At 41.5% G+C, this 23,823-nt stretch carries 19 protein-coding genes; 10 read left to right on the top strand and 9 right to left on the bottom strand.

Annotated features, from left to right (window positions below):
• Nucleotides 1-53 precede the first annotated feature (53 nt).
• The 3 genes from glnD (at nt 54) to AAC147_RS05350 (ending at nt 4,059) form a co-directional block, all read left to right on the top strand.
• Nucleotides 54-2,708 carry a bifunctional uridylyltransferase/uridylyl-removing protein GlnD gene (glnD, locus tag AAC147_RS05360; protein WP_047679429.1) on the top strand — a complete coding sequence of 885 codons (2,655 nt, stop codon included), beginning with the start codon at nt 54-56 and terminating at the stop codon, nt 2,706-2,708.
• A gap of 63 nt (nt 2,709-2,771) precedes the next feature.
• Nucleotides 2,772-3,596 (top strand): 2,3,4,5-tetrahydropyridine-2,6-dicarboxylate N-succinyltransferase, encoded by an 825-nt coding sequence (dapD, locus tag AAC147_RS05355; protein ID WP_369793129.1) that lies wholly within the window; start codon nt 2,772-2,774, stop codon nt 3,594-3,596.
• Nucleotides 3,597-3,672: 76 nt separating this feature from the next.
• Complete coding sequence (locus tag AAC147_RS05350) at nt 3,673-4,059, top strand: DUF3461 family protein (RefSeq protein ID WP_047679425.1); 387 nt, start codon at nt 3,673-3,675, stop codon at nt 4,057-4,059.
• A gap of 86 nt (nt 4,060-4,145) precedes the next feature.
• Here the strand turns inward: AAC147_RS05350 and AAC147_RS05345 are convergent, their stop codons facing one another.
• From AAC147_RS05345 to syd, 4 genes are all read right to left on the bottom strand, one after another.
• Nucleotides 4,146-4,592, bottom strand: coding sequence for a flavodoxin (locus AAC147_RS05345; protein WP_047679423.1), 447 nt, complete (start codon nt 4,590-4,592; stop codon nt 4,146-4,148).
• An 81-nt stretch (nt 4,593-4,673) separates the two neighbouring features.
• Nucleotides 4,674-5,435 (bottom strand): tRNA pseudouridine(65) synthase TruC, encoded by a 762-nt coding sequence (gene truC, locus AAC147_RS05340; RefSeq protein WP_047679421.1) that lies wholly within the window; start codon nt 5,433-5,435, stop codon nt 4,674-4,676.
• A 5-nt stretch (nt 5,436-5,440) separates the two neighbouring features.
• Entirely contained in the window at nt 5,441-5,791 is a 351-nt protein-coding gene (locus tag AAC147_RS05335; protein ID WP_047679419.1) for a YqcC family protein, read from the bottom strand.
• Nucleotides 5,792-6,363: 572 nt separating this feature from the next.
• On the bottom strand, nt 6,364-6,915 hold the full coding sequence (gene syd / locus AAC147_RS05330) for a SecY-interacting protein (protein WP_047679417.1): 552 nt from the start codon (nt 6,913-6,915) through the stop codon (nt 6,364-6,366).
• A gap of 341 nt (nt 6,916-7,256) precedes the next feature.
• Between syd and AAC147_RS05325 the strand changes: the two genes are divergently transcribed.
• The 7 genes from AAC147_RS05325 (at nt 7,257) to xni (ending at nt 16,758) form a co-directional block, all read left to right on the top strand.
• Nucleotides 7,257-8,948 carry a cholesterol oxidase substrate-binding domain-containing protein gene (locus tag AAC147_RS05325; RefSeq protein ID WP_047679408.1) on the top strand — a complete coding sequence of 564 codons (1,692 nt, stop codon included), beginning with the start codon at nt 7,257-7,259 and terminating at the stop codon, nt 8,946-8,948.
• A gap of 572 nt (nt 8,949-9,520) precedes the next feature.
• The gene (locus AAC147_RS05320) at nt 9,521-10,246 is read left to right on the top strand and encodes a phosphatidylserine decarboxylase (protein WP_052189396.1); all 726 of its coding nucleotides are present in this window, start codon (nt 9,521-9,523) and stop codon (nt 10,244-10,246) included.
• A 48-nt stretch (nt 10,247-10,294) separates the two neighbouring features.
• Nucleotides 10,295-11,221: a dimethylarginine dimethylaminohydrolase family protein gene (locus AAC147_RS05315; protein ID WP_047679406.1), complete on the top strand. Its 927-nt coding sequence runs from the start codon at nt 10,295-10,297 to the stop codon at nt 11,219-11,221.
• A gap of 316 nt (nt 11,222-11,537) precedes the next feature.
• Entirely contained in the window at nt 11,538-13,235 is a 1,698-nt protein-coding gene (locus AAC147_RS05310) for an ABC transporter ATP-binding protein (protein WP_047679404.1), read from the top strand.
• Between the two features lie 351 nt (nt 13,236-13,586).
• Nucleotides 13,587-14,432, top strand: a complete 846-nt coding sequence (gene queF / locus AAC147_RS05305; protein WP_047679401.1) for an NADPH-dependent 7-cyano-7-deazaguanine reductase QueF — start codon at nt 13,587-13,589, stop codon at nt 14,430-14,432.
• 141 nt (nt 14,433-14,573) lie between these two features.
• Entirely contained in the window at nt 14,574-15,941 is a 1,368-nt protein-coding gene (ppnN, locus tag AAC147_RS05300) for a nucleotide 5'-monophosphate nucleosidase PpnN (protein ID WP_047679399.1), read from the top strand.
• 61 nt (nt 15,942-16,002) lie between these two features.
• Nucleotides 16,003-16,758: a flap endonuclease Xni gene (gene xni, locus AAC147_RS05295; RefSeq protein WP_047679397.1), complete on the top strand. Its 756-nt coding sequence runs from the start codon at nt 16,003-16,005 to the stop codon at nt 16,756-16,758.
• A gap of 36 nt (nt 16,759-16,794) precedes the next feature.
• Here xni and AAC147_RS05290 read toward each other — a convergent pair whose 3' ends face one another.
• From AAC147_RS05290 to AAC147_RS05270, 5 genes are all read right to left on the bottom strand, one after another.
• The gene (locus AAC147_RS05290) at nt 16,795-18,198 is read right to left on the bottom strand and encodes a TolC family outer membrane protein (RefSeq protein WP_047679515.1); all 1,404 of its coding nucleotides are present in this window, start codon (nt 18,196-18,198) and stop codon (nt 16,795-16,797) included.
• Between the two features lie 5 nt (nt 18,199-18,203).
• Nucleotides 18,204-19,556, bottom strand: coding sequence for an HlyD family type I secretion periplasmic adaptor subunit (locus AAC147_RS05285; RefSeq protein WP_047679395.1), 1,353 nt, complete (start codon nt 19,554-19,556; stop codon nt 18,204-18,206).
• 93 nt (nt 19,557-19,649) lie between these two features.
• Entirely contained in the window at nt 19,650-21,353 is a 1,704-nt protein-coding gene (locus AAC147_RS05280) for a type I secretion system permease/ATPase (protein ID WP_187649455.1), read from the bottom strand.
• A 115-nt stretch (nt 21,354-21,468) separates the two neighbouring features.
• Complete coding sequence (locus tag AAC147_RS05275) at nt 21,469-21,786, bottom strand: protease inhibitor Inh/omp19 family protein (protein WP_047679512.1); 318 nt, start codon at nt 21,784-21,786, stop codon at nt 21,469-21,471.
• 166 nt (nt 21,787-21,952) lie between these two features.
• Nucleotides 21,953-23,389, bottom strand: a complete 1,437-nt coding sequence (locus AAC147_RS05270) for a serralysin family metalloprotease (RefSeq protein WP_047679391.1) — start codon at nt 23,387-23,389, stop codon at nt 21,953-21,955.
• Nucleotides 23,390-23,823: the final 434 nt, after the last annotated feature.

The following is a 23,823-nucleotide window of genomic DNA, read 5'->3' as shown; positions in this document are numbered from 1 at the left end:
TCGACCACTAACACCTGTTCATCCCACAGTTTTCTTATCATAGGTTTCTGAATATGCCAGTTGATATTGCTTTTGCGCACGCCCCAATTCCTCCTCTGTCTCCGGTGGAATTTTCCCATGATGACCTTCGGTGTCCCGCGCTGAAACAACATATTGATGAGTTTCAATTGTGGCTTGAGCAAGCATTCAAAGCTGGCATTTCCCCGACAGCATTGATTTATACCCGCAGTGATTATATTGACAGACTTCTGGTACGGTTATGGCAGCAACAAGGGTTTGATCAGATAGATTCACTTTCCCTGATTGCGGTCGGTGGTTATGGCCGACGGGAGTTGCACCCTCTTTCTGATATTGACCTTCTGGTTCTGAGCGAACATCCACTGACTGAAGAACAATCAACCCGTATCGGGCAATTTATTACGCTGCTCTGGGATATTCGCCTGGAAGTCGGCCACAGTGTCAGAACATTCGAAGAGTGCATTGAAAAAGGACTTGCTGATCTGACAATCGCCACAAATCTGATCGAATCCCGTTTAATTTGTGGTGACTTACCGCTGTTCCTGCGCTTGCAGAAGCAAGTTTTCAGTGATGATTTCTGGCCATCAGCCCAATTTTTTGCTGCCAAACTGACCGAACAGAAAAAACGTCATCAACGCTATCACAGCACCAGCTACAATCTGGAACCCGATATCAAAAGTAGCCCTGGGGGATTGCGTGATATTCATACTTTACTTTGGGTTGCTCATCGCCATTTCGGGGCAACATCTTTAGATGAAATGGTCGATTTTGGCTTTCTGACCCGCGAGGAGCGTAATGAATTAAACGAATGCCAGAATTTTCTCTGGCATATCCGTTTTGCTCTCCATCTGGCTGTTACCCGTTATGACAATCGGCTGCTGTTTGAGCGTCAGTTTAGCGTAGCCCGGCTACTCGGTTATGAAGGCGAACGCAATCAACCCGTCGAGCAGATGATGAAGGATTTCTACCGCATGACACGTCGTGTCACTGAGCTGAATGAGATGCTACTGCAACTCTTTGATGAAGCCATTCTGACACTACAGCCTGACGAAAAGCCACGCGCTCTGAATGATGCATTTCAGCTACGGGGAGAACTTATTGATGTTATTGATGACACACTGTTTAGCCGTGAGCCTGCCGCAATTCTGAAAATGTTTTATCACATGGCTGTTCATCAGGAGATCACTGGGATCTACTCCACGACATTGCGCCAACTTCGCTATGCCCGCAGAAATCTCAGTCAGCCTTTGTGTAAGCTGCCTGAGGCCCGAAAAATGTTTATGGAGATCCTGCGCCATCCTCATGCGGTCAAAAGCGCTTTGCTTCCAATGCATCGCCATAGTGTTTTAAGCGCCTATACGCCACTTTGGAATAATATTGTCGGTCAAATGCAGTTTGACTTGTTCCATGCTTATACCGTTGACGAACATACTATCCGGGTATTGCAGAAGCTGGAAAGCTTTGCTGATGAAAATAACCGCATGCTCCACCCCGTATGTGTCGAACTTTATCCTCGTATTCCACAACCTGAATTGTTGCGACTGGCTGCTTTTTTCCATGATATCGCCAAAGGACGTAACGGCGATCACTCCGCACTGGGTGCCAAAGATGCGTTCACCTTTGCCATACAACACGGGCTGACAAATCGTGAAGCAGAATTAATAGAGTGGCTCGTTCACTATCATTTACTGATGTCAGTCACTGCACAACGTCGGGACATCCAAGATCCCGAAGTCATCCAGCAATTCGCCTGTCAGGTCAAAAATCAAAATCGCCTGAATTATTTGCTCTGCCTGACCGTTGCAGACATCTGCGCCACAAATACCAAACTATGGAATAATTGGAAACAGAGCCTGCTGCGTGAACTCTACTTTGCTACCGAAACTCAGTTACTCAAGGGAGTACAAAATACACCTGATTTACGTGATCATATCCGTCACAACCGCTTGCAGGCACTGGCTCTGCTGCGACAGGAGAATATTGACGAACAAAAGCTACACTCTATTTGGAGTCGCTGCCATGCAGATTATTTTTTGCGTCATACACCGGATCAATTAGCCTGGCACGCCAGCTATCTGGTTAACCATCAATCACCGGAACCAATGGTATTAATCAGTACTTCATTTTCTCATGGCGGAACGGAAATTTTCATCTGGTGTCAGGATCGGCCTTCTCTTTTCGCTGCTGTTGTTGGAGAGTTAGATCGACGCAACTTAAGCGTCCATAATGCCCAGATCTTTACCAATCGGGATGAAATGGCGATGGATACCTTTGTCATATTGGATCTGAATGATCACTCACTGGCACCAGATCGTCATGACCCCATTCGCCGGGCTTTACTCAAAGCCATTAATGCACCTCATCCCAAAGCCCCTAAGACACGTAATTTACCCGCTAAGTTACGTCATTTTGATGTTCCGCCTAACGTGAATTTTTTACCGACACAAAATCCCCGCCGTAGTTACATGGAACTGGTTGCGTTGGATCAACCAGGGCTGTTGGCACGGGTTGGCAGTATTTTCGCTGAATTAGGGGTTTCCCTGCATGGTGCCCGCATTACAACTATCGGTGAGCGCGTGGAAGATCTTTTTGTGCTGGCGGACAAAGATCACCAGGCACTGGATAAAAAAATCAGAGAAGAATTATCAGAAAGGTTGACAGAAGCCCTTAACACCAAGGATAAAGTATAACGTTAACTAACCAATATTTGACTAAATATGAGGGACCCCATACCAATGCAGCAATTACAATCCATGACCGAATTAATGGCCATTATTGAAAATGCATTTGAAAACCGCGCCGGCATCTCACCTGCAACCGTTGACCAAGCAACTCGTAACGCCATTAATCAAGTGATTCAAATGCTGGACAGCGGTAATCTACGTGTCGCTGAAAAAATCGCAGGTGAATGGTTCACACATCAATGGCTGAAAAAAGCAGTATTGCTCTCTTTCCGTATTAATAACAATCAAGTTATGGAAGGAGCTGAAAGCCGCTATTTTGACAAAGTGCCTATGAAATTTGCTGATTATGATCAGGCTCGTTTCGAAAAAGAAGGTTTCCGTGTCGTGCCTCCTGCGGCAGTCCGTCAGGGAGCATATATTGCACGTAATACAGTGTTAATGCCATCTTACGTCAACCTCGGTGCCTATGTGGATGAAGGTACAATGGTAGACACTTGGGCAACTGTCGGCTCCTGTGCCCAAATCGGTAAAAACGTTCATTTGTCTGGTGGCGTTGGTATTGGTGGTGTTCTGGAACCATTGCAAGCCAACCCAACCATTATTGAAGACAACTGCTTTATCGGGGCCCGTTCTGAAATCGTAGAAGGGGTTATCGTGGAAGAAGGTTCCGTGATCTCAATGGGTGTTTACATCGGTCAAAGCACCAAGATCTATGATCGTGAAACTGGCGAAATCCACTACGGCCGTGTACCCGCAGGATCTGTCGTCGTATCCGGCAACTTACCTTCCAAAGATGGCAGCTACAGTCTGTATTGCGCTGTTATTGTGAAGAAAGTGGATGCTAAAACTCGCGGCAAGGTTGGCATTAATGAATTGCTACGCACAATAGACTGATTCTTTTAATAGCAGATAAAAAATTTGCTGTTTTTTTGATATCTTCCATTTCATTTAGGTGACTAGGTGACACGCTATGTACGATAACTTGAAGAGTTTGGGGATCACACATCCTGAAGATATTGATCGCTATAGCCTCCGTCAGGAAGCGAATAACGACATTCTTAAGATTTATTTTCGTAAGGATAAGGGCGAATTTTTTGCCAAAAGCGTTAAATTCAAATACCCACGCCAACTGAAAACGGTATCTGACAATAATTCAGGGCAAGGTTACAAAGAAGTCAAAGAGATCAACACTAATCTGCGTTATGTGCTTGAAGAGTTGGATCAAATCTGTAAACATGATCAGTCAGAAGTGGATTTGAAACACAAAATTCTGGATGACTTACGTCACCTTGAGCATGTTGTTGCCAATAAGATTGCAGAAATCGAAGCGGATTTGGAAAAATTGACTCGTAAGTAACGATATCAGCCGTGTCATACACCGCTTATTCCTCTTCGTAAATTGACCTGATCAAAATAAAGGGTATAAGCGGTGTGACAGAAATCCTATAGCAGGGTTCCCCACTCCTCAACCCAATCCTGGGCAAAGACTTCCGGCTCGACCACTTCAGCGGCATCGATCAGCAAAACCTCTCCGATCCGTTTAGCGCCCTGTTCTTGTAACAGTTCATCAAAGGCATGACCGCCTCCGCAAAATGTATCATAACTACTGTCACCCAATGCAATTAGGCCATAACGTAAATCAGGCTGATAGCCCAATTTATCACTCAACTCGGTATAAAGCAGTTGAATATTATCAGGCAGATCACCTTGTCCGGTCGTTGATGTCACCACCAGAACAACCTGCCGCAAATACACTTGCCATTGTTCCAGAGTCGCATCTTCAAAGACCTCGATCTCATGTCCTTGCTGTTCAAGAACTTGCTGCGCTTCTTCCGCAACCGCTAGCGCATTACCATAAACTGTACCAACGAAAATACCAATCTTTGCCATAGATATGATCTCTTTAATGTTTGATACTGCTTTTATTCGTGAGGGGTTGGCCCCTTTATGTTTCAAGCTGCTATTTTTTGGCTACAACTCGAAAGTTATCGGGCGTGGACATTCCAATTCTGGCACAATACCTTGCCAGCCAAATTGCTCAAGCAAATGCTGCCACGGTGAATCCCATCGGGCAGCCAACAACAAGTTTTCTCCTGTCACCGGATGCTGAAACTGAAGATGGCTTGCATGCAGCATTAATCTGCCCGTTTGATAATATTTAGCAACTCCTCGATTTTGGCGCAAATCCCCGTGTGTAGTATCCCCGATGATGGGATGACGGATATGCGCCATATGCCGCCGCAACTGATGCTTACGGCCAGTTTTGGGCTTCAGTTCCAACAAGCTAAACCGTGATGTCGGATAACGCCCAATTTCAACCGGACATTCAACTTTCGCTAATACACGGTAATGAGTAATGGCTGATTGTGCTTCCCTATCCGTATCAGCGAACTTATCCGCAATTTTATCCAATTCTTCCATTAATGCGTAGTCAATAATATCTTCGCCTTCGACATAACCACGCACAACAGCATGATAGGTTTTTTGCATCTGCTGGTATTCGAATTGTTGAGAAAGTGTTCTTGCCACTTCGCTTGACAGCCCCATCAACAAAACGCCCGATGTCGGTCTATCCAACCGATGAACAGGAAAAACATGCTGCCCAAGTTGATCACGTAATGTCTGCATGACAAACACGGTTTCATGACGAGCCAACCAACTACGATGAACCAACCAGCCCGCAGGTTTATTCACAGCAACAATATGTTCATCCTGATAAATAATCTCCAGCATATTAACTATTCCGTGTCGCTATTCTGGGTAAAATGTCCCTGTACAAACAGCTTGTCCAATTCGCGCAGGTGCTCAAGCAACGGCAAATAATGTTTTGTTTCTTCCTTATAGACCTCTTCAAAATAAGGAGCGATAACAAACGCCGTCGGTAGACAAGCTTTCTGTTCAATCAGAGCGCACATTCTCGGAATAAGCACCCACTGGAGCCACTCTTCAGCAGCCATAGTATCAATTGAAAAAGGTTCTGTGCTCTCGAACGCTTCTGCTTTAGGAGGATAGCTCTGCCATAAACCAACGGTTTTCATAGTGGCTTCAATAAGCTGTAATTTATGTAGAATTTGTTTCTCGATACTCATGGTTTTTATCTTATCTTAGTTGTGCTGATGACTGATGTTCTGATGACAGAAGTTGCCATCACGTCATTAGACCGTAAGAATACCATTGTTCGATTTCAGCGGAAAATTTGTGACAAGATAAAGTGTCACAAAATAAGAGGGGAGACAAAATCTCCCCCTCTTATTTGATTTGTCATAGCAGTCCTGCTAAATTGATCGCTTCCTGCTCATTCCCTGATAAAATACGTCCCTGTCAGTTATTCCTTAAAAGATCATTATACTGGTAATATTCGGCAAACCTGCCTATACCTTTTCGTCCCTGAGCCACCTTCCTGATGGTTCGATTCCTTAATGATTTTTTTGCTATGATTCCAAACGGAACAACAAAAGGATCTATTATTCGGTAGGTTGAAACAAGCTATCTGAATCGGCAGAAGAACTACATTGTAAGAAAGATATCGTGATAATAATTTGCATATTATTGATATAAAATAAAAATAATATTTATCAAAGATATTCATTATATGATTATGAGATATATCTTACATTCCACGTAAGATATATCTCACAAAAGATTAAACCGATATCTGCATCTACAAAACTGTCACAGGACTGATAGTAGAAAGAAAGGTCGCTAAATCAGCAGATAAGATGGTTCGTTCATGGCTGCCAAACTGTTCAAGTATCACCTGTCCTGTCAGATTACATACAGAAACCAGTTGCATCTCTGTATCCGTTGTTCCGATAAATGCCGTAGGTGGAAGTTTCAGCCGTTTCTGCGTCACAAGATGACCTATCAGATTTTCCTGCAATCGGATGAAATCATCTTCACTCCATACCTGAATCAAATTGAGAAATTGCCCCTCAAAATTGACAGTCATATCACCAGCAAACTGCGTGACATAGTAATCATGGATTGAGTCTTGCAAACGGATCTCCAGCGCATTTTCTACCTTACTGAGTTTTTCCCGGACAGAAAACGGTTTGGGGAACCAGTGCACTACACTATCTCCCGTCCGTTCGATACAAGGTGAAAGTACACCATACAGCTCGCTGCTGGCGGGCGGTAATCCTGTTTCTTTCTGCCACAGTTCAACATAGCGTTTGGTAAAGTCAGAAAGTGCCTCTGTTACTTTGAAGGTCATATGATTATTTCTTCCATTTTTCAGTCCAATATTACTGTTTTACTTATTCCTATACGTTTTTCAACGAAATAACAACTATACCCAATAGATTTCTGGCGGCATCACGTCCATAAAGTAATAGTATGAAAAATGATACTATTTATAGTTACAAAGAGAATTAATTCCCTTCAAGTAACCTATCTTTTGCACTCGATTTAGATTTATTGGGAATAGTCAATAAAAAACGTCTGCAAGCAATAAAATAAACATGATATTAATATAAAAAATAACATCACAGTATATTCATATTAAAAACATGAAATTAGAATGGTGATCTTATTTAGATAAAATAGGTCAATAACATGATGAATACAGAAAATAAAAAAGATCGTGAACTACATAAAGAATATACTGACATTAAGGAAAAACACAGTTTAATTAATTTCCCTAAAAATATAAAACTAACGTATCGCCGTTTTACCAATTGGTCAGAAGAAATTCATGCAGAGAATATTCCATGCTGTATACCTGATTCTGACAAAGATGTTATTTCTATCGTCAATTGGGCCTGGAAACAAAATTATAAACTGAGAGTTGTGGGTGAATCACATAACTGGTCTCCCCTGATCATTCCACCGAAGGATCAAAATAACAACCGCATTATACTCATCGATCTCACACAACATTTTACACAAATAAGTATTAAGCACCTTCCTCAATATTCAATTGTTACCGCGCAAACTGGCGTATTGATGGAGACACTTACAACAAAAATGGAAGAACAAGAAATAGGCTTTACAGCTATCCCTGCACCAGGTGATTTAACATTGGGGGGAGTACTGGCGATAGGAGGTCATGGAACAGGTATAAAAGCACTTAATGAAAAATCGCAGCCAGGTCACAGTTATGGTTCACTCAGCAACGCTATACTGTCTTTGTCTGCTGTAGTGTGGGATGAAAAAAAGGCACAATATATCATTAAGCGTTTTAAACGAAATGATCCGAATTGTGCGCCTCTTCTTGTTCACTTAGGGTGTTCTCTGATTTTAAATGTCGAGCTTCAGGCAGGAAAAAACCAACGTTTTCGGTGTGAAAGTATTATTAATATTCCGGCAGCAGAATTATTTGCTCCCGTACAAGACGCAAAAAATAAAAGAACTTTCAGCCACTTCCTTGATAAAAGTGGCCGTGCTGAAGCCATTTTATTTCCATTTACAATTCATCCTTGGTTAAAGGTATGGAGTGTTTCACCTGAAAAACCTCTTTCCAGCGTTCAGGTTACACAACCGTACAATTATCCATTTTCCGATAATATTCCCATTCAGCTATCTGATTTAATCAAAAATCTAACCCATAACCTCCCAAATATCACGCCGGCATTTGGGGCAGGCCAATATTTTATCATGGCCAGTTATTTTTTAACTGGGGGAGCCGACCTCTGGGGTTGGAGCAAAAACTTATTACTCTATGTCAAGCCGACTACATTACGTGTTACTGCAAATGGTTACGCAATATTAACCCGTCGAGATAATATTCAGAAAGTCCTCAACCTTTTTTACTCACAATGGAAGACGTTGATAAAAGAATATGAGAGACATGGAAAATATCCTGTCAACGGGCCAATCGAGATCCGGGTTTCAGGACTGGATACGCCTTCTGAGGTAGTACAAAAAGATGCTGTTGTGCCAAGTTTATCTGCGATCCGCCCACGCCAGGATCATCCAGAATGGGATGTTGCTATTTGGTTTGATGTTTTAACCCTGCCGGGAACGAAATATGCCGCTGATTTTTATAACAGACTTGAACAATGGTTGTTTCAGGAGTTTGACGGTTCTTACGCATCTATTCGTGTCGAATGGAGTAAAGGCTGGGCATACAGCAAAAATGCAGCATGGGATGACGAAGATGTATTAACCAAGAAAATTCCTGCTTCGTTTACTGATGGATTACCCACTGATACTCACTGGCATTCAACTGTCAACACATTAAAAAAATTTGACCCCTATGGTTTGTTCAGATCACCATTGTTAGAAAAGTTACTTTCCGGTAAATAAAAAATTATATTTAGTCAAGTAACATTAAATGTTATAGCTATATTCTTTTCGTTGTTCAAGTTGTGGACTTTGTTCTGCAACTTGCGTGATACAAGAAATTTCTCCAGCTAAATAAAATTAAACATCTGTAGTAATAACAAAATGATAAAGTAACAATATACAATTATTTCCAATGTATGAAATGGTTAATTATATGTATAACGATATGAATTAAATTGTTTTAATTATCGGGCAATGAGGGATAAAAAATAAATTTGTTCCTATTATAAACAGATTATTTAAATTTTTTGCTGAATTTGTGATAAATGTCACTGACAGATATATATAATAAACTACCTTAACGACCATAATTTATATTATTAAAATATTTAGATTTAGCTAGCAATCTAACGTTCCAGGTAACTTAGGTGAAATTGTGTTTACTGACCAACAAAAAATAATGATACCCCCAAATAAAATAAAATTGAATCATTAATAATAGGCTGTAATATATCTCGCTGTAAATGTTTACATTATGTTGCTTTTTCTCTGTTTCATGTTCCAGTTGATGAACATTTTTTTAGAAGGTAATAATGAATAACAAAATGACAGAAGCCATTAAATCGATATTTAATGGGCTACCTGATATCCCGCATGAAACCTATTTTCAAGAAGGTTTTTTCAGGGATCCTGCGAGAACAATTAATACAGATGACAGGTATTTTTTATCCCCTGCTGATGGGTTCGTTATTTATAGCGGAATAATAAACCCGGATGAGGCGATTACCGAAGTAAAAGGGAAAAAATACAGCATTCAGGATATTATCAGAGATAAACATTATGATAAGCGTTCACTTGTCATTGGTATCTTTATGACATGCTATGACGTACATATTAATAGAGTTCCCTATGATGGCATCCTTAGTTACTCGGAACATGAACCTCTAGAAACAAACAATCTACCAATGATTGATGTAGAGAATAATATTTTTTATAAAGAGAATATTGAGTTAGTTTATGACGATTATTTATCTCTGAATCAGCGAGTCGTCAATAAAGTCTATTCCCCTGGCATTAATAGAGAATACTATATGGTTCAGGTTGGTGATTATGATGTTGATACAATCACACCATTCCATATACAGCAACATAAGCCAGTATATCAGGGGGATAGATTCTCAATGATTCGGTATGGCTCACAAGTTGACTTAGTCATCCCTGTTACTGATGATGATGAATTAACCTCATTAGTGACTGAAAAAGAACATGTCACGGGTGGCATGACTAAGTTAGTCAGAATCAATGACAACTCTCTATAAATAAACTCTCTATAAACGAATAATATAAACTAGATTTGAGGTTTTAAGATGTTAAAGAATTCTCCCAATATCATTTCTGATTTAAAAATGCCAGCCTTTTTATTGGCTCCTCCATTTTCATTAAATACCAACGTAAGAAATAATATTTGGATGGAGGAACTTGATGAATCCGCTATTACTGTTAACAGTAATGTCGCATTAAGACAGTTTTATAAGCTGTACAGCTTTATGTCATCACAATCATTGGTTTATTTACTGCCATCTGACACTCATCAAGAGCTGCAAGATCAAGTATACGTTGCCAACTTGGGAATTATTGTTGGTGACGAAGATCCAACCGCAATAGTTGCCAATTTTGCATCAGAAATCAGAAGATCAGAAACACCTATTGGGGTGCGTTTCTTTGAATCATTAGGCTATAAAACTGAAGTTGCGCCTTACTTTTTTGAGGGTGAAGCTGAGTTAAAATATCTGCATGACAATGTATTGGTCGGCGGTTATGGCATCAGAAGTGACATCAGAACTTTCGACTGGATGGAAGAGAAATTCGGTCTTAATATCGTGAAAGTTGAAGAAAGAGATCCTTATCTTTACCACCTGGATTGCAGTATCTTCTCTCTGGATAAAGAAAATACTCTCGTATATACCGATGGGTTCAGCAGTGACGAACTGAAAGAACTGGAAAAAGTTACTAACATTATCAGCATCAGTAAAGATATCGCTTACAGTGGTATCTGTAACTCTGTCAGAGTTAATCAGTATGTTCTCTGTTCATCCAATATCAACGACCTGAAAGCAGGTACGGAGGATTATATCTATGAAATGAACAAAAACCATGAATTGGAAAAAATCTGTTCCAAACTGGCATTAACGCCAAAACTATTCAACTTATCTGAATATATGAAGAGCGGCGCGCTACTTTCCTGCATGGTTATGCATTTAAATAGATATTCTCACAAAATACAGGTAATATAATATTGTGATAAACAAAGCGATAATATTGATCACATCGTTTTCACTCATAGTTATTGAGTTAATTACAATATAAATAGTATCTTTGGTTTATATTATGCTCGTGCTTATTGGGTTCTTAATCCATTATAGATGGCACCATGATGATTTTTAAAACCGCCTGTATTTTATAGGATATATATACCCAATGGATTTCAAACTGCAATTTGAAAGACAACGGGTATATTCCAGGGATGGAGTCGGCTGCCTTTTTATAGGATGGAAAGCTTTAACATGTTATCTATACTAGTTAAATTGATAACTTAACAGTGATCAGTATATGAAATATATTACATTCCTTTACTCTTTTATACGGAAACAAAAAACAGCATTAGTGCTGGCTATTGTTTTTACTATAGTGGCAGCTTTAGCTGAGGTGGTATTTCCATTTCTTGTACAGGAATTAGTTAATACCTTGTTGAAGGACAAGTTGATTCTCTCCTTCTCATTTAACCAATTAATTGCTTCTCTAATTGGAGTATCATTATTAATTGTTATTAGTCACGCTATTATTATCTGGATGCAGACAATTAATGCGTCAGAACTGAGTTATAATATGAGGAAATCGCTGGTCGATTCTTTCCTCTCTTTCCCCTACCATATAACCAGAAAATTTCATTCAGCTAATCTGGCATTCAGAATAAAAAACGATACTTATCTCGTATCGGATAGGGTCAGAGATTTATATAGCGAATTTCTCTATGATACGCTATCTATAATTGGTCCATTTATTGCCATGGCTCTGATTGATATTAAATTAGCCATTTTGGCGTTTATGATGGTTTGTCTGACCACCTTGATTAGCAAACCAATCACTAATCGAGTCGCAGTTTATGAAAGAATTTTACAAATCTATAACTCACGATTAACCGGAGTGATACAAGAGTCTCTTTCCTGGATCAAGTCTGTCAAAATTTTTAATTCTGAAGAGTCAGAAAAAAAGAGAATTAATGATGCCAATACTAAAGTAAAAAACGTCGAGAGGATTACAGGGTTATTTATGTCCTTATCTGTTCCGCTTGGCTTTTTTGCACAGTTAGCATCAACAATTGCCGTGCTTTGGTATGGTGGCTTGTTATTGATGGATGGAACAATCAATCCCGGTAACTTTGTTGCTGCTTTTACCTACGAGCAATTAATGTCTGATTCGATTAAGAGATACAGCAATCACTTAAATAAATTTGCTTCACTCAAGTCGCTGTTAGACAGGGTTTTCGAATTGTTAGGTTCTTATAAGCCAATTCCCAAAAAACACAATAAATCAGCAGGCAATTACAGTCCTGATGCTATTGATATCAACATCAATACGTTTTCCTATAATGACAGAGATACTTTGTTCAGAGATATGAACATCTCTATACAAAAAGGTGAACGTATCCTTATTGTTGGTGATAACGGTCAGGGTAAAAGTACGATATTTGATATTGTAACTGGTTTAACCCCATTAACTGACGGTTATGTTTCAATTTTTGGTGAAGTTCTGGATAACCCCGATAATCAGCGTTGGTTGCAAAAATTTGGCGTGATGTCACAACAGACTCAGATTATAAAAGGCACGTTATACGATAATCTGCACATCGCCAATACAGAATCAACCAGAGAAGATATGATTTCTGCGTTAATTAAAGCGGGTGGCAGTGAACTATTAGGTAAACTGAAAGATGGTCTGGATTCACACATTGATGAAAAAGGCTCTTCCTTGTCAGGTGGAGAAAGGCAAGTCGTTGGTTTAGCACGTCTGTACCTTAAGACGCCGGAAATACTGCTCTTTGATGAACCGACCACTTATCTGGACAATAGTAAGATAAATAACTTTGCAGAAGCACTGAATAATATCGTTCATGGTAAAACAGTGCTCATGATAAGCCATGATCCACGTGTCTTTAGACTTGCAGAGCGGGTTATCAAAGTCGATAAAGGGAGAATTGCCTTTGATGGTTCTCTTCAGGAATATATGGAACAACCCAGAACAAACTGATTTTTGATATTTGATGATTGACATAACTCAGTCCGCTTAATGATTTGGTGATGAATCAGATCACAAGAGTCGGACTGAGTTCCCTTCAAGTGACCGACTCTTTCAATTGACCTACTATTATAAAAGGTTATGTAACTTCCTCTCTCGTATAAAATCAACATGAAAGCGCCACAAGAAGGCTCGGATCTACACGACTAAACTATACCAGCTTGATAAATACGGTAAGTAATGATTAATGCACAATAAAAATACGAATCATCAACATTCCTTGATACACTACAAGCTATTTAAACAACAATAATCTCTACCCGATAGCGCTTACAGGCAGGGTAATTATCTTTAAGGAATCTTATGTCTTTGTATCAAAATAATCAGGCCCTCACCGATCTTACTCTCGGAAAACCCACTTCCTATTGTGATACTTATGAGCCATCATTATTACAAGCCGTTCCTCGCAGCATGAACCGTGAGCCGCTTGGGTTGTTTCCTGATAACCTCCCATTTCACGGGGCTGATATCTGGACAATGTACGAGCTATCCTGGCTCAATTCACGGGGTGTTCCTCAAGTCGCTATTGGTCACGTTAGCCTGAATGCGGCCAGCGAAAATCTTATCGAATCCAAAAGTTTTAAACTTTATCTGAACAGTTTTAACCAAACCCGCTTTAGTGATTGGGAAACGGTGCAAAAGACACTGCAACAGGATTTATCCGCTTGCGCTAAAGGTGATATTGACGTTGTTTTACATCCTCTGCATGGCTTCAATCAGCAGCCAATTACCGATTTTGAAGGTAAATGTATTGATAATCAGGATATTGAAATTGATGATTATGAGTTCAATCGCGATTATCTTAACAATGCAGCAACCGGGCCTGTCGTTGAAGAAATTCTGGTCAGCCATTTACTGAAATCAAATTGTCTGATCACAAATCAACCTGATTGGGGTTCAGTACAAATTCGCTATAAAGGCCCCAAAATCGATCAGGAAAAATTATTACGTTACCTGGTTTCATTCCGTCATCACAATGAGTTTCATGAACAATGTGTTGAACGTATTTTCAACGACTTAATCGAATTGTGTGGCCCGGAAAAACTCACTGTTTATGCACGTTATACTCGCCGTGGTGGATTGGATATTAACCCATGGCGCAGTAACGACACATTTGTACCAACAACCGGAAGATTGGCCCGTCAGTAATTGAATTAGCACAGATAGCATTTATCCTAATGCCATATCTAATCTCCTAATGGGCTGATTTTAATGTTCAATTAGCACCCAACATATTTCAGGGTAAAATCATTATTCAGGAAACCCCACTGGGGTATAAAGGAGCTATTCTTGATTACACATGTCAGCCCGTTAGGGTCAATGGATTTACTCTCTCAGCTTGAAGTTGATACATTGAAACACACTGCAAGCAGCGACCTATACCGTCTTTTCCGTAATTGCTCACTGGCCGTGCTCAACTCCGGCAGTCAGACTGACAACGGTAAAGAATTACTGTCAAAATATAAAGATTTTGATATTAACGTCCTGCGCAGAGAGCGAGGAGTCAAACTAGAGCTGGTTAATCCACCAGAAAAAGCATTTGTTGATGGTAAGATCATTCGATCCTTACGAGCAAATTTATTCGCAGTATTGCGGGATATTCTGTTTGTTCACGCTCAACTTGTTGATGCACAAAAAGCAGACTCTCTGAATCTGAAAAATGGTATGCACATTACCAATACCGTTTTCTCCATTCTGCGCAATGCTAAAGCTCTGCCTCTTGCAGAAGATCCCAATATGATCGTTTGTTGGGGTGGGCATTCTATCAGTGAAAAAGAATACTTGTATGCCCGCAAGGTAGGTAACGAACTCGGCTTACGCGAGCTGAATGTGTGTACTGGTTGTGGAGCGGGTGCAATGGAAGCACCGATGAAAGGGGCTGCTGTCGGACATGCACAACAGCGCTATAAAAACAGCCGTTTCATCGGTATTACAGAGCCTTCCATTATCGCAGCCGAGCCACCCAATCCTCTGGTCAATGAACTGATTATTATGCCGGATATCGAAAAACGGCTGGAAGCCTTCGTTCGTATCGCTCACGGCATTATCATCTTTCCGGGAGGCGTTGGAACAGCAGAAGAACTGCTTTATCTACTGGGGATTTTGATGCATCCTGAAAATCAGAATCAGGTACTGCCTCTGGTATTAACAGGGCCAAAAGAAAGTACTGATTATTTTCGTGTTCTGGATGAGTTTATCGTCAATACACTGGGTGAACAGGCCCGTAATCACTATCGCATTATTATGGAAAACCCATCAGAAGTTGCCAAAGTGATGAAAACAGCCATGCCACAGGTTAAAGAAAACCGTCGTTCAACCGGAGATGCTTATAGCTTTAACTGGGCAATGAAAATCTCTCACGATTTGCAGTTTCCGTTTGAACCCACTCATGAAAATATGGCAAATCAGAATTTACATTCGAATCAGTCAACTGAAAGACTCGTGGCTGCTCTGCGACGTGTATTTTCCGGCATTGTCGCAGGCAATGTGAAAGAGATCGGCATTCAAGCCATCGAAAAACATGGGGTGTTCAAGATTCACGGTGATGCAGAAATTATGCGCCGAATGGATAATCTGTTGGAAAATTTTGTGAAACAAGATCGCATGAAACTTCCGGGTGGCACAGCTTATGAACCATGTTATAAGATCATCAGATAAGCACCCCAATGAGGCAGTCGCCACGGAATAACACCACGGATGGAGTATATAGTTAAAGACCATGATACACCTTTTGATTGTAGATGCCCTGAATTTGATTCGACGTATCCATGCTGTGCAGGGAAGCCCTTGCATTGCCGCTTGTGAACATGCGTTGAAGCAATTAATCTCTCATTCTTCTCCAACCCATGCCGTTGCTGTATTTGATGAAGATGGTAGACACCATAGCTGGCGCCATCAGCGACTGCCTAATTACAAAGCCGGGCGTTCTGCTATGCCAGAAGATTTACAGCAAGAAATGCCACTGATTAAGCAAGCATTTGATATTCAAGGTGTCGCCTGCTGGCATGCTGAAGGGCATGAAGCGGACGATTTAGCTGCAACACTGGCAACCAAAGTTGCAGCTACAGGGCATCAGGTGACCATTGTTTCCACGGATAAAGGTTATTGCCAGCTACTATCCCCCAATATCCAAATTCGTGACTACTTCCAAAAACGGTGGCTGGATTTGCCTTTTGTACAACAGGAATTTGGCGTTTCTCCTGTTCAGCTTCCCGATTATTGGGGGCTGGTGGGTGTCAGTAGCAGCAAGATCCCAGGTGTTCAGGGGATTGGCCCAAAAACAGCCGTTGCTCTGTTACAACAAGCGGGCTCATTAGACAATTTATTCCAACATTTGGACGCTCAGCCAGAGAAATGGCGCAACAAATTAGCCTCTGACAAAGAAATGGCTTATATCTGCCGTGAAGTTGCTTCGCTAAAAACTAATTTATCGCTGAACGGTAATTTGCAACAACTTAGGCTGCCCCGTAATTAGGCTAATTCATATCTAAGTCAGAGATGACCAAATCGCTCAACCAAAATAATTCGAAATTAACTTAATGTGTTCACTATTTAACTGGCCGGACTCACTCAACAAACCAATCCAGGATTTCATATAGTCGTATTTTGCCTGGGAAAGCTCACGGCGAGCAGTATAAAGTTGCTGCTCCGCATTCAATATATCCACGTTTACCCGCTGCCCCAATAAAACGCTTTTTTGCGTGGCTTGAACCTGTAATTCTGCCGCTTCTACCGCCATTTCATAAGCACGTATTCGCTTCTGACCATTGATGCATCCATTATAATGGCGTCGCAGTGCATTCAGTATTTCCCCGGCCTGTGCATCCATTTCGAATTTGCTCTTGTTATAATTAGCCGCCGACTGACGCACCAATGCTGATGTCGCATTACCGTTATAAAGATTCATGGAAACACGCACTCCGACAGAATCGGTCCGGTATTTCTGATTGACACTGCTATCGTTGCTGGATTTATTCTCACTATGAGAAGCGTATAACTCCAGTTTCGGTAAGAACCCTGATCGGCTGCGTTCAATATCATGATACGCCACATCAATTTTCTGGCGGGCAACCGCTAATTGAGAATTCTGGCGTAATGCTGTCTGTTCCCAGTCGGCATAATGTTCAAATTCCAGCTTGATTGCTTTGAAGCGCTTAGCATCAGATAAACGTATCACAGGTACGTCCGTCGGTAACGGAATACCTACTAATAACTGTAAATCACGGATCGCAGCATCTAACTCATCCCGCACAGTTAACGCATCAGCCTGTACCTGACTGTAACGGGCCTGAGTTTCCGCTACATCAGTACGGGTGCCTTCACCAGAAGCAAACAACTTTTGGTTAAGTTCCAGTTGCTTTTCATAAGCCATCCGCTGCTGAACAACCTGTGTCAGTTTGTCCTGAGCATAAGCGACAGCCACATAACTGTTCACCACTCTCACAACCAGTTGCTGGCTGTCAGCCCGAAAACGAGCATCACTCATCAACGCATAAGCTTTACGGGTCTGATAACGTGCCCATGCTTCGACATCGAATAATGGTTGGGTCAGGACCAGCGCACCACTGTAGCTGTCGTACTGTCGATCATAACGCTCTTTAACCCCATTACTCCGCCACTCTGAAACATTGGTTTCCACTTTTTGCCAATTCTTCGGGGCATTCTGGTAGCTAATTGACAACTTGGGTAACAATTCTGCCCGACCAAGCGTTTTTTCTTCCTGTCCTGCTTCCAGTTCTTTGATCGCGGCCTGAAATGTTGGATCATGTTGCAGTGCCAACACATAAGCCTCAGTCAAAGAAAGTGCTTTAGCCGGGCCAGAACACAACATTGTCTGCACCATGATCAAAAACAAGCTCATCAACAAGGAGAATCGCGCATAAGATTTCCCCGCTATTCGATGATTCCTGAACATGCCCATTACTCCTCAATCAGCGACGTAGATGCTCTGTCCACCAATGGCTTAAATAAATAGCTCAGCAATGAGCGTGACCCTGTTTTGACAAAAACTTCAACTGGCATACCCGGTTTGATATGTAGATCAGCCAGTTTTTCCATACCCTCTGGCGTAACCCTTACCCGGATTTGGTAATAAGATTCTCTGGTCACATCATCGACTAAACGATCGGCAGAAATGACCAATAATTTTCCGGTCACTTTAGGTGTACTGTTCTGGTTCAATGCAGTAAACATCAGATCAACATCCTGCCCGATATCCACTTTATCAATCAGGTGCACCATCAAACGTGCCTCAATTTCCAGCGCACTCTGATCAGGCAAGATTTCCATCAGTTTCTCCCCCGATGTCACAACGCCTCCCTGTGTAAATACTTTCAATCCCACAACGGTTCCCTCAACAGAGGCCGTAATAGAAGTATGGGATAAATCAAACTGCGCTGCTTCCAGTTTATTTTTCAGCTCATTGGCCTGAACCTGAATATCTGCAAGCTGGCTGCGTACTTCACGTTGATAATCTGCCTGCCGTTGAATCATGCGCTGATGCGTTTCCTGTTGCTGCTTCTCAAGCTGTCCAATTCGCCCGGCCATCTCAGCCATACTGCCACTTAACTCAATTTGGTTACGTTGCAGTTCCAGATAACGATTACGGGGAAAATAGCCTTCTTCCGTCAACGGACTCAGGTTAGTAATTTGTTCTTTAAGTGAAGCCTGCTGACGCTGTTTATTTGCCATTGCTTCCCGCAGCCCTTTGATCTGGAAAATCAATCCTTCCTCTGCCTGCTGTATTCCCGCCAGATCACTTCTCAACATTTCCCGACGTGACATGAAAAGCTGTTTTTGCAACGCCAGGATATTGTCAAATCGTGGTTCTGAGCGTTGAGCCAGTAAATCAGGTGGAAAAACCAACGTGTCCAACTCCTGTTGTTCCGCCAGTAATCTCGCCTCAGTTGCCAATGTGGTATGTAACTGTTGCGTCAAAGAATCAATCTGAGCATTCACTTGAACCTGACTGAGCTGAACCAATACCTGACCTGCACTGACATGCTCTCCTTCTGTCACCAGGATCTGCCTGATGATGCCATTAGTCGGAGACTGTACCGTTTTACGATTACCATCCACCACGACAATGCCAGAAGAGGAAACCCCTTTATCAAGCGGAGCAAATGCCGCCCAGATGAAAAATCCCAGTATGCCAATGCCGATAATCAACCAGCCTAACCGCAGATAGCGATTTGCATTCAGCGGCAATAATCCTGGCTCATCATTTTGTGTACTCTTTATATCAGTCTGAACACTTTTGGTCTGATAGGACATCTTTACTCCCGGACAAGTTTTTCCCCGGCCAGCGGCTAAAACTATGTTGAAACCATACTGAAACTGTATTAATGCTATGAAAAAGATGGCAGGTCATGATGCTGTACGCTCAGCAGCCTTTGACTGTGCTAATGCCGCCATCACTTGCTGAGATGGGCCAAAGAGTTTCATTTTCCCTTGTACTAACAATAAAACCTTATTTGTTTGGGAGAGCAATGCCGGGCGGTGGGTAACGACCACAACTGTTTTTCCCTGTTCCCGTAATTCTCCAATCGCACCGCTCAGCGCTTTTTCACCGATATCATCCAGATTGGAATTAGGCTCATCCAAGACAATTAACGATGGATTACCGTACAATGCCCGTGCCAACCCAATCCTCTGTTTTTGTCCACCAGACAGCCCCATCCCTCCCGCACCGATGACGGTGTCATAACCTTGCTCAAGATTAAGCACCAGATCATGTACGCCTGCTTTCTGCGCCGCTTCAATGACTTTTTCCGGATCAAAGTCATTAAAACGTGCGATATTCTCCGCAATTGTCCCGGCAAATAGTTCGATATCCTGCGGTAAATAACCAATGGAAGCACCCAGTTCATCCTTGTTCCATTGGTAAATATCTGCGCCATCAAGTCTCACGACTCCCTCTTGAGCAGGCCAGACGCCCACCAGCAAACGGGCCAGAGTGGATTTTCCTGATGCACTGGGGCCAATAACGCCCAAAACATCACCAGCTTCCAGAGAAAAATTGATGTCTTGCAAAACCTGCTGATTCTTTTCAATCGGTTGAGCTGCTTTAGTTTTACCGGGAGGAGTGGCAAAAACTTTCTCTAACAACAACGCGCCCTTAGGTACGGGTAATGTCATACCACTTTCGCGCTTTGGCTGTGCTTGCAGTAACTTATCCAGTCGCTGCCATGACAGACGAGCAGAACTCCAGCTTTTCCATGCCTGAATAAGTTGTTCAATCGGAGACAATGCCCGTCCCATCAAAATTGAACCCGCAATCATCATACCCGGCGTGATATTGCCTTCAATTGCCAGCCATCCTCCGAGTCCAAGAATTAATGACTGCAAAGCCATACGTACTGTTTTAGTGATTGCAGTAATGGATACCGCCCGTTCACTGGCAATGCGCTGGAAATTGAGAAAACGCTCATGCAGGCCAAACCAACGCCGGCGTAATGTAGGCAACATACCCAATGCTTCAATGACTTCGGCATTACGTAAGTTGGTACTGGCAAGGTTAGCGGAACGTAAAGAGAGCTGGTTTGCTTCCGCCAGCGGAGACTGAGATACCCATTGATTTAATACCGCCAATGCTATCAAAATCAGTGCCCCAATCAGCGCCAACAAGCCTAAATATGGACTGAACAGAAAAATGACACCGAGGTAAACAGGGAACCAAGGGGCATCAAAAAAGGCAAATAATGCACTGCCTGTCAGAAATTGACGAATTGTTGATAAGTCATTCAGCATCTGCCCCGCATCCGTAGAGCCATTTTTCAGGTTGGATTCATATGACGCGGTATAAACACGCTGGTTCAGGCACATATCAAACTGGCTGCCGACCCGGATCACTACCATACTTCGGATATATTCCAATCCACCGATGATGGCATACATACCAAGCGTAATCAGCGTCAACATCAGCAAAGTCATCTCGTTACCGGATGGCAGCACGCGATCATATATTTGAAGCATATAAATGGAGGGAACCAGCATCAGTAAGTTAATAAATGCTGTAAATAAACCAATCGTCCAGAATACTTTACTGCGTGCACGGATAACATCCGTCATTTCATCTTTTGGCTGGTGTAATTTCACAGAAATCCCTTCATTATCAGAAGCAAAATAGTTTAATTATGTTCTTATCTTTAATATTATTTTTTTAATATCGCTTTCTTGATCACAGTTACATTTTTTTCTTGAGTGTCATGACAAGTTCCCTGCCATCAACAAGGTATGCCACCCATTGTTCAGATTCCTGACCAAAAAAGGCCCGGCTATTACCGTCCGCGTCTGTCAAAGTGATGCCATCAGGAGCTGGTCGCCAGCCTGCAACAGCATTTCCTATCAGTTTTGTCAGACAAGCATCACTTTTCAGCGCCCAGATAGAACCTTCTGGCAAACGTGTATCCGTGAGTTCAACGCTGCACACCTGATGTTTATCCGATATCTGCCATAATCCTGTCAGTTCAGCCGGTGCAGGGAGATTCAAACTACTGGCCATACATCCTCCAATCAAAAACAAAGATAACATTATTGATAAAGTGCAAGATTTCAACAAAGCAAACAACGCATTGAAGGAAACTAAATGTCGTTGTAACATTGCCCCTCCTATAAAAAGCTGCCGCCTGAACAACAGGCAGCAGTTTGTTTTATTAAAATGAATGTTACTAAACAATGAAATCAGCTTCAGGCGATGGCTGACCAATAATTTTCACCAGAAAATCGTTGCCAGCTAACCCTTCGCCAAGGCTGATAGACATATCCGTTACATCTGTTGATTCGTTATAAGTCAGTAAAATTTCACCTGCCTTACCTGAGAATGAATCAACAAATTTAAGATCCCCCTTGCCCCCGAAGTTAAATTGAGACAAATCGATTTTGTCTTCGCCAGACACAAAATCATGGATCCAGTCTGGATTGTCTTTTAAGGATTCTTTGCCATCCAGATAAACAAACGTGTCCTTGCCTGCGCCACCCCAGAGATGATCACCGCCTAAGCCGCCATAAATGACATCATTTCCGGCTCCACCTTTCAGAGTATTGTCTGCACTGTTACCAACAATGATATCGTCACCACTGCCGCCAATCGCATTTTCAATGACGACACCACGCGCAATAGAAACGTTACCTTTCAAGCCGCCTACATCAGAGAAAGCGCCTTCATTCAGGTTAATGCGCTGATTTTGGGTAAAACCGGAGAAATCAAATGTATCTTCTCCACCCGCATCCCAGACACTGAATATCAGTTTGCTATCAGCATCTGTTGCTGTCATAAAATCACGGTCAGTATTGGAATTGAAGCCATAGACTGTGTCACCTTTACGGGTTTCAGTATTGGCACCATATAACGCCTGAATGGCAGAGATATCATTCAACAAAGGCGCTGATGAGAAATTTCCTTTGAAATCTTGTCCGGTGTATTTCTCGTTGAAATAACTCATCACGGTGTAAGCACGGCTATCTTCGAAATATTCACCGACAGTGATATAACTTGGTCTTACGACATCGGAAGCATCATATTCAGCAGGATGTTCCAGTCCCAGAGTATGCCCTATTTCATGAACAAACGTCTGCCGTCCATAACCATTCACACCAATATCATTTGTTTTGAAAGTTTCGTCTTTAGCATGATACCAAGAGTACGTTGTTTTTTGTCCCCTCGGCAAAGTTGCAAATGCATAATCATCAGTCTCACTATAATCAAAAAAGCCAAAAGTAATATTGGCATCAGAACGTGAGCTGACTTCAGTAAATTTTATATTAGCAACATCAGACCAAGACTGTAATGAAAACTTTGCGGCTTCTTTTTGTTCCTCATTAAAAGCACTGAAACCTGCAATACCAAATTTCGACATTATTAAAGCAGGTGCAGTTTTTAAAAAATGATAAGACAATTCCAACGTGCCAGAAGGTCCGATTTTACTGTCTTGCCAATGAAAATCAGTCCGCAAAAGTTCATTTGGGGCCTTATCCCCCAAAGGCTTATGCACGACACGAATATTCATATCAGAGTTTGGAACGTAGGCTGAGAGTAGTGCTTTCACATCCTGAACAGAGTTAGAGTCAGATAACCCCGAATAGGTATATTTTTTCTTTGAGGTCATGTAAATCTCCTGTAAAAAAGACTCATAATCTCAGACCCGATATATCAGCTATAACGGGTACTTGAGTTTTTTTATTCTTCCTAAGCAAGGTATTAGAAATAAATACCCTTGAATAAAATAACGCCAGTTTTTGACCATGTAAAAATGATTAAGATATCATTTTAAAAAATACATTAAACAAAATTAATTTATATGTCTAATTATTAATTTTTGATTAAACGTTTGCGTTAACAAAAAAATATATTTTCTTAACAATACACAAATTAATTCTTACTCATCTAAAATTAATCTAAATAAAGAAATATTTTAAAGTTAATATCTCTAATTGGTTTTATTTTAATAAAAGAAAAATAAATAAATGCCCCGGTTACGCAAGAAATTCGACAACCGGGGCATTTTCAGATTGCTTTCAGCAACAAGGGCAGGAAAAATAA

Origin of the sequence: Xenorhabdus sp. NBAII XenSa04, from assembly GCF_963866145.1 — a bacterium.
GTDB lineage: Bacteria > Pseudomonadota > Gammaproteobacteria > Enterobacterales > Enterobacteriaceae > Xenorhabdus > Xenorhabdus indica.
The sequence above is the reverse complement of the archived record's forward strand: the minus strand, read 5'-3'. Positions and strand labels throughout refer to the sequence as shown.